Origin of the sequence: Bradyrhizobium brasilense (assembly GCF_029714345.1) — a bacterium.
GTDB lineage: Bacteria > Pseudomonadota > Alphaproteobacteria > Rhizobiales > Xanthobacteraceae > Bradyrhizobium > Bradyrhizobium australafricanum.
In genome coordinates, this window is sequence record NZ_CP121669.1 from 4,456,366 (window position 1) to 4,470,130 (window position 13,765).

Sequence of the window (13,765 nt, forward strand, 5' to 3'; positions counted from 1 at the left end):
GAATCTGCGGCACGTCCGAAACCGCAGCAAGAAGGCCTCGCCGATGACCGGCATCCTGCAGAATTATCTCCCACTTGTGGTCTTTATCGGAGTTGCGAGCCTGATCGGTCTGGCGCTCCTGATCGCACCGTTCCTGGTCGCGTTCCAATCGCCGGACCCGGAAAAGCTGTCCGCCTATGAATGCGGATTCAACGCTTTTGACGACGCCCGCATGAAGTTCGACGTCCGGTTCTATCTGGTGGCGATCCTCTTCATCATCTTCGACCTCGAAGTGGCGTTCCTGTTCCCCTGGGCCGTGGCGTTCGGAAAGCTCGGCGCCACCGGGTTCTGGTCGATGATGGTGTTCCTGGCCGTGCTGACGGTCGGGTTTGCGTATGAATGGAAGAAAGGCGCGCTCGAATGGGATTGAGCCCCACCGCCGCAACCTCCCAGCCGGCGATTGCCAAATCTGAGATCGCCATGGCTCCGAAGGGTATTCTTGATCCGTCGACCGGCAAGCCGGTCGGCGCCAACGATCCGTTTTTCCTTGAGGTGAATCACGAGCTGTCCGACAAGGGCTTCTTCGTCGCCGCGGCCGATGACCTCATCACCTGGGCGCGCACCGGCTCCCTGATGTGGATGACCTTCGGTCTGGCCTGCTGCGCGGTCGAGATGATGCAGGTCTCGATGCCACGCTACGACGTCGAGCGCTTCGGCTTCGCGCCGCGTGCCTCGCCGCGGCAGTCTGACGTGATGATCGTCGCGGGCACCCTGACCAACAAGATGGCGCCGGCGCTGCGCAAGGTCTACGACCAGATGCCGGAGCCGCGCTACGTCATCTCGATGGGCTCCTGCGCCAATGGCGGCGGCTACTACCACTACTCCTATTCGGTGGTGCGTGGCTGTGACCGCATCGTGCCGATCGACATCTACGTGCCCGGCTGCCCGCCCACGGCGGAAGCGCTGCTCTACGGCGTGCTGCTGCTGCAGAAGAAGATCCGCCGTATCGGCACTATTGAACGCTAAGGTTTCAGGTATGGACGACGGCAAGCTCGACGCCCTTGGGCAGACGATCGTGAGCGCGCTTCCGGGCGCGGCCACGGCGCACTCGGTCGCGTTCAATCAACTCACTATCGACGTCGAGATTGGCAGAATCGTGGACGTCGCCAGGTTTCTGCGTGACGATCCCGGCTGCCGTTTCGTCAACGTCACCGACGTCACCGCGGTCGACTATCCGAGCCGCGAGAAGCGCTTCGACGTCGTCTACCATCTGCTGTCGCCGACGCTGAACGCGCGCGTCCGTTTGCGCGGGCAGGCCGACGAGACCACGCAGGTGCCGTCGATCATCGGCGTCTTCCCGGGCGCCGACTGGTTCGAGCGCGAGACCTACGACCTCTATGGCGTGATCTTCACCGGCCATCCCGACATGCGCCGCCTGCTGACGGACTACGGCTTCGACGGCCATCCGCTGCGCAAGGATTTCCCGCTCACCGGCTTCGTCGAGGTCCGCTACGACGACCAGGAGAAGCGGGTGCTGTATGAGCCGGTCCGGCTCAACCAGGAATTCCGCAAGTTCGATTTCCTTTCGCCCTGGGAAGGCGCGGACTATCCGCTGCCCGGCGATGAGAAGGCCAAGGCGGAGCCGAAGCCATGAATGAACAACCGCAAAACCTTCGTAACTTCACCATCAACTTTGGGCCGCAGCATCCGGCGGCGCACGGCGTGCTTCGTCTTGTGCTGGAGCTTGACGGCGAAGTCGTCGAACGCGTCGATCCGCATATCGGCCTGCTTCACCGCGGCACCGAGAAGCTGATCGAGCACAAGACCTATCTGCAGGCGATTCCCTATTTCGACCGGCTCGACTATGTCGCGCCGATGAACCAGGAGCATGCGTTCTGCCTCGCGGCGGAAAAGCTGCTCGGCATTACGGTGCCGCGCCGCGGCCAGTTGATCCGCGTGCTCTATTGCGAGATCGGCCGCATCCTGTCGCATCTGCTCAACGTCACCACCCAGGCGATGGACGTCGGCGCGCTGACCCCGCCGCTGTGGGGCTTCGAAGAGCGCGAGAAGCTGATGGTGTTCTATGAGCGCGCCTCGGGCTCGCGCATGCACGCGGCGTTCTTCCGCGTCGGCGGCGTGCATCAGGACCTGCCGCCGAAGCTGATCGACGACATCGAGGCGTGGTGCGATCCGTTCCTCAAGGTCGTCGACGACCTCGATCGGCTGCTCACCGGCAATCGCATCTTCAAGCAGCGCAACGTCGATATCGGCGTGGTGCCGCTCAAGGAAGCCTGGGAGTGGGGCTTCTCCGGCGTGATGGTGCGCGGCTCGGGCGCGGCCTGGGACCTGCGCAAGTCGCAGCCCTACGAGTGCTACGCCGAGATGGATTTCGACATTCCGATCGGCAAGAACGGCGACTGCTACGACCGCTATCTGATCCGCATGGAAGAGATGCGCCAGTCGGTGCGCATCATGAAGCAGTGCATCCAGAAGCTCAAGGCACCCGACGGGCAGGGCCCGGTCGTGGTCGAGGACAATAAGATCGCGCCGCCGCGCCGCGGTGAGATGAAGCGCTCGATGGAAGCGCTGATCCATCACTTCAAGCTCTACACCGAAGGCGTGCACGTGCCGGCCGGCGAAATCTATGCCGCGGTCGAGGCGCCGAAGGGCGAGTTCGGCGTCTACCTCGTCGCCGACGGCACCAACAAGCCCTACAAGTGCAAGATCCGCGCGCCGGGCTTCGCCCATCTGCAGGCGATGGATCACATCTGCAGGGGCCATCTGCTGGCCGACGTTTCCGCCATCCTGGGCTCGCTGGACATCGTGTTCGGCGAAGTCGACCGGTGACGATGTCCGCATCCGAACCGCGCGCAATGAGAGTTTGATCGATGTCCGTCCGCCGCCTTGCCCCGAAGGAATTGCAGCCCGCGAGCTTCACGTTCACGGACGAGAATCTTGCCTGGGCCAAGAAGCAGATCGAGAAATATCCGCCGGGCCGTCAGGCCTCGGCCGCGATCGCGATCCTTTGGCGCGTGCAGGAGCAGCATGACGGCTGGGTTTCGGAAGCCGCGATCCGCGCCGTTGCCGACCTGCTCGAGATGCCGCATATCCGCATGCTGGAGATCGCGACCTTCTACACCATGTTCCAGCTCTCGCCGGTCGGCAAGAAGGCGCATGTGCAGGTGTGCGGCACCACGCCGTGCCGGCTGCGCGGCGCCGCCGACCTGATCGAGGTCTGCCAGCATCGCATCCATCACGATCCCTTCCAACTGTCGAAGGACGGCAACTTCTCCTGGGAAGAAGTGGAGTGCCTAGGGGCCTGCGTGAACGCGCCGATGGTACTGATCTGGAAGGACACCTATGAGGATCTGACCAAGGAAAGCTTCGGCAAGGTGCTCGACGGCTTTGCCGCCGGCAATCCGCCGAAGCCGGGCCCGCAGATCGACCGTCAGTTCTCGGCACCCGCGGGCGGGCCGACGACGCTGAAGGAAACCACCTGATGCTGAGCTTTCAGGTGCTGGCAAACGGGCAGGAAAACAAGGCAGGAAGGGGCGCTGCGATGAAGGCCTGGCGCACGATCGCCCTGCATACCGCTGTCGCGGCCGGCTTCATGTTCCTGCTGCAACGCTACGGCCTGAGCGCCACGCTGGAATCCAGCCTGTTGTGGGCCATCGTGTTCGGCGGCTGCGCCGCCGGGCTCGCTTATTCGCAAGCCAATCGGTGATGTTCGGAAAGTTTTGAGCATGCTCGACGACAAGGACCGCATCTTCAAGAACCTCTACGGCCTGCATGATTGGGGCCTCGAGGGCGCGCGCCGCAGAGGCGCCTGGGATGGCACCAAGGGGATCATCGACAAGGGTCGCGACTGGATCATCAACGAGATGAAGGCGTCGGGCCTGCGTGGCCGCGGCGGCGCCGGCTTCCCGACCGGCATGAAGTGGTCCTTCATGCCGAAGGAATCCAAGGACGGCCGTCCGAGCTACCTCGTCGTCAACGCCGACGAGTCGGAGCCCGGCACCTGCAAGGACCGCGAGATCATGCGGCACGATCCGCATCTTTTGGTCGAGGGCTGCCTGCTCGCGAGCTTCGCGATGGGCGCGCATGCCTGCTACGTCTATATCCGTGGCGAGTTCATCCGCGAGCGCGAGCGGCTGCAGGCGGCGATCGACCAGGCCTATGAGGCCAAGCTGGTCGGCAAGGACAATATCAACGGCTGGCCGTTCGACATCTATGTCGCGCACGGCGCCGGCGCCTACATCTGCGGCGAGGAGACCGCGCTGCTCGAGAGCCTTGAGGGCAAGAAGGGCCAGCCGCGGCTGAAGCCGCCGTTCCCGGCCAATGTCGGCCTCTACGGCTGCCCGACCACCGTCAACAACGTCGAGTCGATCGCGGTCGCGCCGGACATCCTGCGCCGCGGCGCCGCCTGGTTCGCCGGCATCGGCCGGCCGAACAATGTCGGCACCAAGCTGTTCTGCATCTCCGGCCACGTCGAGCGGCCCTGCAACGTCGAAGAGGCGATGGGGATTCCGTTCCGTGAGCTGATCGAGAAGCATTGCGGCGGCATCCGTGGCGGCTGGGGCAATCTGAAGGCCGTGATCCCCGGCGGCTCGTCGGTGCGCATGGTGCCGGCCGAGCAGATCATCGATACGCCGATGGATTTCGATTCTTTGAGCAAGCTGCGCTCGGGCCTCGGCACCGCTGCGGTGATCGTGATGGACAAGTCGACCGACCTGATCCGGGCGATCGCGCGCATCTCCTATTTCTACAAGCATGAGAGCTGCGGCCAGTGCACGCCGTGCCGCGAGGGCACGGGGTGGATGTGGCGCGTCTTGACCCGCATGGCCGAGGGCCGCGCCCACAAGCGCGAGATCGACATGCTGCTGGAGGTCACCAAGCAGGTCGAGGGCCACACCATCTGCGCGCTCGGCGACGCCGCCGCGTGGCCGATCCAGGGCCTGATCGCGCATTTCCGTCACGAGATCGAAGAGCGCATCGACCAGTATTCGCACAAGGCCGATCTCGACGATCAGGGCGTTCGCGATCCCATGCACATGGTAGCTGCGGAGTAATGCTGGCGATGACGCAACAGGCCGCATGGTGGCAGAAATACGGGACGCTTGCGCAGATGGCGCAGGCGACCGTAGCGCTGCTCGGCTTTGTTGCAATCCTGCTGCAGATCAACGAAATCCGCACCTCGAACCGCGCCTCCAGCGCGCGTTCGGCGTTTCTCGGCTACACCGATCTCGCATTCCAGAATCCGAAGTTCGCTCAGCCCGACTACGAGGCCATCAAGGCCGCCGGTCGCGAAGAGCGGTCCCAATATGAGAGTTTTGTCTCGTACTTCCTCTATGCCTGCGAGGAGACCTTTGCCGCCTTCGCGGACAAGCGCGAATGGCAGGCATCGTGTGACTACGACCTGAAACCGCATCTGCCGTTCCTCTGCGAGAAGAACCAGGCGCAGCCTGCCTACCTCGCGACCTACGGCGCCGACACCCAGCAATGGGTGAAGACCTCATTGAAAACCGCGAGCGTCGCACCGCCCGACTGCAAGCTCGGAAAGACTTGAGACAGACATGAGCAAGATCATCGTCGATGGCAAAGAGATCGATGTGCCGCCGGAGTACACGCTGCTGCAGGCGTGCGAGGCGGCCGGCGCAGAGATTCCGCGCTTCTGCTATCACGAGCGGCTGTCGATCGCCGGCAATTGCCGGATGTGCCTGGTCGAGGTGAAGGGCGGCCCGAAGCCGGTCGCGAGCTGCGCCTGGGCCGTGCGCGACTGCCGTCCGGGCCCGAAGGGCGAGCCGCCGGAGATCTCGACCCGTTCGCCGATGGTGAAGAAGGCGCGCGAAGGCGTGATGGAGTTCCTGCTGATCAACCATCCGCTGGACTGCCCGATCTGCGACCAGGGCGGCGAGTGTGATCTGCAGGACCAGGCGATGGGCTACGGCGTCGACACCAGCCGTTTCGCCGAGAACAAGCGCGCGGTCGAGGACAAGTATCTCGGCGCGCTGGTCAAGACCTCGATGAACCGCTGCATCCAGTGCACGCGCTGCGTCCGCTTCTCCGCCGAAGTCTGCGGCGCGCCGGAAATGGGCGCGACCGGCCGCGGCGAGGACATGGAGATCACCACCTATCTCGAGCAGGCGCTGAGCTCGGAGCTGCAGGGCAACCTGGTCGACATCTGCCCGGTCGGCGCGCTGACCTCGAAACCTTACGCCTTCGCGGCGCGGCCCTGGGAGCTTGGCAAGACCCAGTCGGTCGACGTCATGGACGGCGTCGGCTCCGCGATCCGCGTCGACACCCGCGGCCGCGAGGTGATGCGGATCCTGCCGCGCATCAACGAGGCGGTGAATGAGGAGTGGATCTCCGACAAGACCCGGCACGTCGTCGACGGCCTGCGCACGCAGCGCCTCGACCGGCCCTATGTGCGCGAGAACGGCCAGCTCAGGCCGGCGACATGGCAGGAAGCCTTTGCTGCCATCGCCGCCAAGGCCGGCCGCAGCGACGGCAAGCGGATCGGCGCGATCGCCGGCGATCTCGCCGCGGTCGACGAAATGTACGCGCTGAAGGAGCTGCTCGCGAAGTTCGGCTCGGTCAATCTGGCGGTGCAGGGCGGCGACGCGTTCGACGCCGAGGCGGGCCGTGGCTCCTACATCTTCAACCCGACCATCGCCGGCATCGACCAGGCCGACGCGATCCTGATCGTCGGCTCGCATCCGCGCAAGGAAGCCGCGGTGCTGAACGCGCGGATCCGCAAGCGCTGGCGCACCGGCGGGCTCAAGGTCGGCATGATCGGCGCCAAGGCCGATTTCACCTATGACCACGACTATCTCGGCGCGGGCACCGATACGCTGGCCGATCTCGTGGCGGGCAAGCACTCCTTTGCCGACGTGCTGAAGAATGCGCAGCACCCGATCATCCTGGTCGGCGCCGGCGCCTACACCAGGCATGACGGCGCCGCGGTGCTGGCGCAGGCCGCCAAGCTCGCCGTCAATGTCGGCGCGCTGAAGGACGGCTGGAACGGCTTTGCCGTGTTGCAGGATACTGCCTCGCGCGCCGGCGCGCTCGATATCGGCTTCTCGCCGGCGGCGGGCGGGCTGACCACGGCGCAGATGACGACCTTCGGCACGCTCGACGTGCTGTTCCTGCTCGGCGCCGACGAGATCAAGGCGCCGGACGGAACCTTCGTGGTCTATATCGGCACCCATGGCGACCAGGGCGCGCATCGTGCCGACGTCATCCTGCCGGGCGCGGCCTATACCGAGAAGTCCGGTATCTACGTCAACACCGAAGGCCGGGCGCAGATCGCCAACCGCGCCGCGTTCCCGCCGGGCGAGGCCCGCGAGGACTGGGCGATCATCCGCGCGCTGTCCGACGTGCTCGGCAAGAAGCTGCCGTTCGACTCGCTGCAGGCGCTGCGTCAGGCTATGTTCAAGGCCTACCCGCATCTGATGCGGCTCGACCAGATCGAGGCCGGCAAGCCTGACGACGTCAAGGCGCTGGCAGGCAAGGGCGGCAGCGTCGACAAGGCGGCATTCAAGCCGACCATCGAGGACTTCTATCTGACCAACCCGATCGCGCGGGCCTCTGCCGTGATGGCGGAATGCTCGCGGCTGGCGTCGGGCCGAATGCTGACGGCAGCGGAGTGAGCGTGACCTGATGGCTGAATTCTTCGCAAGCTCGTTCTGGACCGGCTTCCTTTGGCCGCTGATCATCATGGTCGCGGAGAGCCTGTTGCTGCTGGTCGTGCTCCTGATCGCGATCGCCTACATCCTGCTCGCCGACCGCAAGATCTGGGCGGCGGTGCAGATCCGCCGCGGCCCCAACGTGGTCGGGCCGTTCGGATTGCTGCAATCCTTCGCCGACCTCCTGAAATTCGTGCTGAAGGAGCCGGTGATTCCGTCCGGCTCCAACAAGGGCGTGTTCCTGCTCGCGCCGCTGGTGTCGTGCATCCTGGCGCTGGCTGCCTGGGCCGTGATCCCGTTCGATCTCGGCTGGGTGATCTCCGACATCAATGTCGGCGTTCTCTACATCTTCGCGATCTCGTCGCTGTCGATCTACGGCATCATCATGGCCGGCTGGTCGTCGAACTCGAAGTATCCGTTCCTGGCCGCACTGCGCTCGGCGGCGCAGATGGTGTCCTACGAGGTCTCGATCGGCTTCGTCATCATCACCGTGCTGCTCTGCGTCGGCTCGCTGAACCTTTCGGCGGTGGTCGAGGCGCAGAGCACCCGCGGGCTTGCGCACCTGATCGGCCTGCCGCAGCTCACCATCCTGAACTGGTATGTGTGGCCGCTGTTCCCGATGTTCGTCGTGTTCTACGTCTCGGCGCTCGCGGAAACCAATCGTCCGCCGTTCGACCTGGTCGAGGCCGAATCCGAACTGGTCGCCGGCTTCATGACCGAATACGGCTCGACCCCGTATCTCCTTTTCATGCTCGGCGAGTATGTCGCGATCACCACGATGTGCGCGCTGGCGTCGATCCTGTTCCTGGGCGGCTGGCTGCCGCCGGTCAACCTGCCGCCGTTCACCTGGATTCCGGGCATCGTCTGGTTCGCCCTGAAGGTGTTCTTCATGTTCTTCATGTTCGCGATGGCGAAGGCGATCGTGCCGCGCTACCGCTACGATCAACTGATGCGGCTCGGCTGGAAGGTGTTCCTGCCGCTGTCGCTGGCGATGGTGGTGATCGTGGCCGGCGTGCTGCAGTTCGCCTGCATCGCGCCGAAGTGAGGCCGTCATGAGTGTCAATGTCAACGCAACAGCCCGCTCGCTTCTGCTGTCGGAATTCGTCTCGGCGTTCTTCCTGGCGATGCGCTATTTCTTCCAGCCGAAGCCGACCCTGAACTATCCCTTCGAGAAGGGCCCGATCTCGCCGCGCTTCCGCGGCGAGCACGCGCTGCGCCGCTACCCGAACGGCGAGGAACGCTGCATCGCCTGCAAGCTGTGCGAGGCGATCTGCCCGGCGCAGGCGATCACGATCGAGGCCGGCCCGCGCCGCAACGACGGCACCCGCCGCACGGTGCGTTATGACATCGACATGGTGAAGTGCATCTATTGCGGCCTGTGCCAGGAGGCATGCCCGGTGGACGCCATCGTCGAGGGACCGAATTTCGAATTCGCGACCGAGACCCGCGAGGAACTGTACTATGACAAGGCCAAGCTGCTCGCCAATGGCGACCGCTGGGAGCGCGAGATCGCGAAGTCGATCGCGCTCGACGCGCCGTACCGGTGAGGTGAGGGCATGATCCTTCCGGCGCTGTTCTTCTACCTGTTTGCTGCGGCCTGCGTGGCCTCGGCGGTCATGGTGATTGTCTCGCGCAATCCCGTGCACTCCGTGCTGTTCCTGATCCTGGCCTTCGTCAATGCGGCCGGGCTGTTCATCCTGATGGGCGCCGAGTTCCTCGGGATGATGCTGATCGTGGTCTACGTCGGCGCCGTCGCGGTGCTGTTCCTGTTCGTGATCATGATGCTCGACGTCGACTTCGTCGAGCTGCGCGAGGGCTTCATCCAGTATCTGCCGATTGGCATCGTGATCGGCGGCATCTTCATGTTCGAGCTGCTGCTCGTCGTCGGCGCCTGGGTGATCAACCCGGCCGTGACCAAGACGATCACCGCGGCGATCCCGACCAATGTCAGCAACACCGAGGCGCTCGGCCTCGTGCTCTATACGAAGTACATCCATTACTTCCAGCTCGCTGGCATGGTGCTGCTGGTTGCGATGATCGGCGCCATCGTGCTGACGCTGCGCCACAAGGCCAAGGTCAAGCGGCAGAACATCAACGTGCAGAACGCGCGCACGCCCGAGATGGCGATGGCGATGCGCAAGGTGGCGTCGGGGCAGGGCCTGCAGGATGCCGACGCGGCGGAGTGGGTGAAATGACGATCGGGCTCGGACACTATCTCGCGGTCGCCGCGATCCTGTTCACGCTCGGGATCCTCGGCATCTTCCTCAACCGCAAGAACATCATCGTCATCCTGATGTCGATCGAGCTGATCCTGCTGTCGGTCAACATCAATCTGGTGGCGTTCTCGACCTTCCTCGGCGACATCGTCGGCCAGGTGTTCGCGCTCTTGGTGCTGACGGTGGCCGCCGCCGAGGCCGCGATCGGTCTCGCCGTGCTGGTGGTGTATTTCCGCAACCGCGGTTCGATCGCGGTTGAAGACGTCAATCTGATGAAGGGCTAGGCGCAGTTATGGTTCAGGCAATCGTATTCCTGCCTCTGCTGGGCGCCATCCTCGCAGGCATTATCTCGCTGGTCGGTGCCCACGCGCGCTGCCCGAGCGGCGATACCGTCGACCATCACGACGATGCGCATGGCGACGCCCATGCCTCCGCCGCCCATGACGATCACGGTCATGACGACCATGGCCATGACGATCACCATGTCTCCGAGCCGGCGGCCGCCGGCTCGCGCCTTGCCGAGCTGATCACCACGGGCCTCTTGTTCGTGTCGGCGGCGCTGTCCTGGTTCACGCTGGTCGATGTCGGCTTCATGCACCATGACGCGCGCGTCGTGCTGCTGCCCTGGATCAACTCGGGCGACCTGCAGGTGGCCTGGACGCTGCGGGTCGACACCCTGACCGCGGTGATGCTGGTCGTGGTCAACACGGTGTCGGCGCTCGTCCACCTCTACTCCATCGGCTACATGGACGAGGATCCGAACCGGCCGCGCTTCTTCGGCTATCTCAGCTTGTTCACCTTCGCGATGCTGATGCTGGTGACGTCAGACAACCTGGTGCAGCTGTTCTTCGGCTGGGAGGGCGTCGGCCTCGCGAGCTACCTCCTGATCGGCTTCTGGTATCAGAAGCCGTCGGCCAACGCCGCGGCGATCAAGGCCTTCGTGGTCAACCGCGTCGGCGACTTCGGCTTCGCGCTCGGCATCTTCGCGATCTTCGCACTGGTCGGCTCGACCGATTTCGAGACCATCTTCCATGCCGCGCCCGGTCTGACCGGCAAGACCATCAACTTCTTCGGCTGGCAGGCCGACGCGCTGACCTTGACCTGCCTGTTGCTGTTCATGGGCGCGATGGGCAAGTCGGCCCAGTTCCTGCTGCACACCTGGTTGCCGGACGCGATGGAAGGTCCGACCCCGGTGTCGGCACTGATCCATGCCGCGACCATGGTCACCGCCGGCGTGTTCATGGTGGCGCGGCTGTCGCCGCTGTTCGAGCTGTCGCCGACCGCGCAGGCGGTGGTGATGTTCTTCGGCGCGACCACGGCGTTCTTCGCCGCCACGATCGGCCTCGTGCAGAATGACATCAAGCGCATCGTCGCGTATTCGACCTGCTCGCAGCTCGGCTACATGTTCGTGGCGATGGGAGCGGGGGCCTATTCGGTCGGCATGTTCCACCTGTTCACGCACGCCTTCTTCAAGGCGCTGCTGTTCCTGGGCTCCGGCTCGGTGATCTACGCGATGCATCACGAGCAGGACATCCGCAACATGGGCGGGCTGTGGCGCAAGATCCCGTACACCTTCGCGGTGATGTGCATCGGCACCCTGGCGCTGACCGGCTTCCCGCTGTTCGCCGGCTACTTCTCCAAGGACGCAATCATCGAGGCGGCCTATGCGGCGCATAACCCGTTCGCGACCTACGCCTATCTCTTGACCATCGTGGCCGCCGGCCTGACCTCGTTCTACTCCTGGCGCCTGATCTTCAAGACGTTCTTCGGCGAGCCGCACGACCAGAAGCACTACGACGCGGCGCATGAGAGCCCGGTGTGGATGCTGGTGCCGATCGGCGTGCTCGCCGCCGGCTCGATCCTGGCCGGCCTGCCGTTCAAGGAGCTGTTCGTCAATCCGCACGGCGTGGAAGAGTTCTTCCGCGAATCCGTGAAGATGAACCCGCACATCCTCGAGGACATGGAGCACATGCCGGGCTGGCTTGCGCCGCTGCCCACCGTGATGATGGCGCTCGGCCTGTTCATCTCGTATCTGTTCTACATCCGCAGGCCGTACCTACCGGTCGAGCTCGCGCAGCAGCAGCCGATGCTGTACCAGTTCCTGCTCAACAAATGGTACTTCGACGAGCTGTACGACTGGATCTTCGTGCGCCCGGCGAAGTGGCTCGGCTACACGCTGTGGAAGAAGGGCGACGGCTTCATCATCGACGGCTTCGGTCCCGATGGCGTCTCCGCCCGCGTGCTCGACGTCACCCGCAACGTCGTGAAATTGCAGACCGGCTACCTCTATCACTACGCATTCGCGATGCTGATCGGGGCCGCTGGATTGATCACCTGGTTCATGTTCGGCTTGGGAGGCCAGTAAATGACAACCTGGCCCATCCTTTCGGTCACGACCTTCCTGCCGGCGGTCGGTGCGATCCTGGTCTATCTGCTGGCGCGGGGCGGTGACGAGACCGCGAGCCGCACGGCGCGCTGGATCGCGCTGTGGACCACGCTGATCACCTTCGCGATCTCGCTGATCCTGGTGGCGCGCTTCGATCCGGCCTCGACCGACTTCCAGTTCGTCGAGAAGGCGTCCTGGCTCGCCACCGGCATCACCTATCACATGGGCGTCGACGGCATCTCGCTGCCGCTGATCATCCTGACCACCGCGATCATGCCGCTCTGCATCATCGCGAGCTGGAAGTCGGTGACGCAGCGCGTCGGCGAATACATGATGGCGTTCCTGATCCTGGAAACGCTGATGGTCGGCACCTTCTCGGCGCTCGACCTCGTGCTGTTCTATTTGTTCTTCGAGGGCGGCCTGATCCCGATGTTCCTGATCATCGGCGTCTGGGGCGGCCCGCGCCGGGTCTATGCGTCGTTCAAGTTCTTCCTCTACACCTTCCTCGGCTCGGTCCTGATGCTGCTCGCCATCATGGCGCTGTACTGGAACGCCGGCACCACCGACATCCCGACCCTGATGCACACCGCGGTGCCGCGGTCGATGCAGACCTGGGCGTGGCTGGCGTTCTTCGCCTCGTTCGCGGTGAAGATGCCGATGTGGCCGGTGCACACCTGGCTGCCCGACGCGCACGTCGAGGCGCCGACGGCGGGCTCGGTGATCCTGGCCGCGATCCTGCTGAAGATGGGCGGCTACGGCTTCCTGCGCTTCTCGCTGCCGATGTTCCCGCTGGCCTCGCACGACTTCGCGCCGTTCGTGTTCACGCTGTCCGTCATCGCCATCATCTACACCTCGCTGGTGGCGATGATGCAGGAGGACATGAAGAAGCTGATCGCATATTCGTCCGTCGCGCATATGGGCTTCGTCACCATGGGCATCTTCGCGGTGACGACGCAGGGCGTCGCCGGCGGCATGTTCCAGATGGTCTCGCACGGCATCGTCTCCGGCGCGCTGTTCCTCTGCGTCGGCGTGGTCTACGACCGCATGCACACCCGCGAGATCGCGGCCTATGGCGGTCTCGTCAACCGGATGCCGCTCTACGCGCTGACCTTCATGGTCTTCACCATGGCCAATGTCGGTCTGCCGGGCACCAGCGGCTTCGTCGGCGAGTTCATGACGCTGCTCGGCACCTTCAAGATCTCGCTGCCGACGGCGTTCTTCGCCACCACCGGCGTGATCCTGTCGGCCTGCTACGCGCTCTGGCTCTACCGCAAGGTGGTGTTCGGGGCGCTGGTCAAGCCGTCGCTGATGTCGATCAAGGATCTCACCTTCCGCGAATGCGTGACGCTGTTCCCGCTGATCGCACTGACCATCCTGTTCGGCGTCTATCCGAAGCCGGTGCTCGACATGTCGGCGGCCTCGGTGCAGCAGCTCGTCAATAATTACCAGACCGCCGTGACTGCCGTGAAGGCAGCCGCGCTGGTTACGCAATAAGGCCG

General features: G+C 64.3%; 15 protein-coding genes. All 15 read left to right on the forward strand.

Annotation, left to right across the window (positions count from 1 at the left end):
- The first annotated feature begins 43 nt into the window (after positions 1 to 43).
- Genes QA635_RS20930 through QA635_RS21000 form a run of 15 tightly spaced genes read left to right on the forward strand, consistent with a single transcriptional unit; the run spans position 44 to position 13,760 of the window.
- A complete protein-coding gene (locus QA635_RS20930; RefSeq protein WP_018271860.1) occupies positions 44 to 409 on the forward strand; it encodes an NADH-quinone oxidoreductase subunit A in 366 nt (121 codons plus the stop codon).
- 50 nt (positions 410 to 459) lie between these two features.
- The gene (locus tag QA635_RS20935; RefSeq protein WP_018271859.1) at positions 460 to 1,005 is read left to right on the forward strand and encodes a NuoB/complex I 20 kDa subunit family protein; all 546 of its coding nucleotides are present in this window, start codon (positions 460 to 462) and stop codon (positions 1,003 to 1,005) included.
- Positions 1,006 to 1,015: 10 nt separating this feature from the next.
- Entirely contained in the window at positions 1,016 to 1,633 is a 618-nt protein-coding gene (locus QA635_RS20940; protein ID WP_168855901.1) for an NADH-quinone oxidoreductase subunit C, read from the forward strand.
- On the forward strand, positions 1,630 to 2,826 hold the full coding sequence (locus tag QA635_RS20945; protein ID WP_092077512.1) for an NADH-quinone oxidoreductase subunit D: 1,197 nt from the start codon (positions 1,630 to 1,632) through the stop codon (positions 2,824 to 2,826). Before QA635_RS20940 ends, QA635_RS20945 begins: the two co-directional genes overlap by 4 nt.
- Positions 2,827 to 2,867: 41 nt before the next feature.
- Positions 2,868 to 3,479 carry an NADH-quinone oxidoreductase subunit NuoE gene (gene nuoE, locus QA635_RS20950; RefSeq protein ID WP_016847752.1) on the forward strand — a complete coding sequence of 204 codons (612 nt, stop codon included), beginning with the start codon at positions 2,868 to 2,870 and terminating at the stop codon, positions 3,477 to 3,479.
- Positions 3,479 to 3,703: a hypothetical protein gene (locus QA635_RS20955; RefSeq protein ID WP_283071432.1), complete on the forward strand. Its 225-nt coding sequence runs from the start codon at positions 3,479 to 3,481 to the stop codon at positions 3,701 to 3,703. The genes nuoE and QA635_RS20955 overlap by 1 nt, the downstream gene beginning before the upstream one ends.
- A 19-nt stretch (positions 3,704 to 3,722) precedes the next feature.
- The gene (gene nuoF / locus QA635_RS20960) at positions 3,723 to 5,048 is read left to right on the forward strand and encodes an NADH-quinone oxidoreductase subunit NuoF (protein WP_069276819.1); all 1,326 of its coding nucleotides are present in this window, start codon (positions 3,723 to 3,725) and stop codon (positions 5,046 to 5,048) included.
- Positions 5,049 to 5,056: 8 nt separating this feature from the next.
- Positions 5,057 to 5,545 (forward strand): hypothetical protein, encoded by a 489-nt coding sequence (locus QA635_RS20965; RefSeq protein WP_137477838.1) that lies wholly within the window; start codon positions 5,057 to 5,059, stop codon positions 5,543 to 5,545.
- 7 nt (positions 5,546 to 5,552) lie between these two features.
- The gene (gene nuoG, locus QA635_RS20970; protein WP_283071433.1) at positions 5,553 to 7,628 is read left to right on the forward strand and encodes an NADH-quinone oxidoreductase subunit NuoG; all 2,076 of its coding nucleotides are present in this window, start codon (positions 5,553 to 5,555) and stop codon (positions 7,626 to 7,628) included.
- A 10-nt stretch (positions 7,629 to 7,638) separates the two neighbouring features.
- Entirely contained in the window at positions 7,639 to 8,709 is a 1,071-nt protein-coding gene (gene nuoH, locus QA635_RS20975; RefSeq protein WP_283071434.1) for an NADH-quinone oxidoreductase subunit NuoH, read from the forward strand.
- A gap of 7 nt (positions 8,710 to 8,716) precedes the next feature.
- Positions 8,717 to 9,211: an NADH-quinone oxidoreductase subunit NuoI gene (nuoI, locus tag QA635_RS20980; RefSeq protein ID WP_018271854.1), complete on the forward strand. Its 495-nt coding sequence runs from the start codon at positions 8,717 to 8,719 to the stop codon at positions 9,209 to 9,211.
- A gap of 9 nt (positions 9,212 to 9,220) precedes the next feature.
- Entirely contained in the window at positions 9,221 to 9,859 is a 639-nt protein-coding gene (locus tag QA635_RS20985; protein ID WP_028333975.1) for an NADH-quinone oxidoreductase subunit J, read from the forward strand.
- Positions 9,856 to 10,164, forward strand: coding sequence for an NADH-quinone oxidoreductase subunit NuoK (gene nuoK, locus QA635_RS20990; protein ID WP_016841823.1), 309 nt, complete (start codon positions 9,856 to 9,858; stop codon positions 10,162 to 10,164). Before QA635_RS20985 ends, nuoK begins: the two co-directional genes overlap by 4 nt.
- A gap of 8 nt (positions 10,165 to 10,172) precedes the next feature.
- Positions 10,173 to 12,245 (forward strand): NADH-quinone oxidoreductase subunit L, encoded by a 2,073-nt coding sequence (gene nuoL / locus QA635_RS20995; protein WP_283071436.1) that lies wholly within the window; start codon positions 10,173 to 10,175, stop codon positions 12,243 to 12,245.
- Positions 12,246 to 13,760 (forward strand): NADH-quinone oxidoreductase subunit M, encoded by a 1,515-nt coding sequence (locus QA635_RS21000; protein WP_283071437.1) that lies wholly within the window; start codon positions 12,246 to 12,248, stop codon positions 13,758 to 13,760.
- Positions 13,761 to 13,765: the final 5 nt, after the last annotated feature.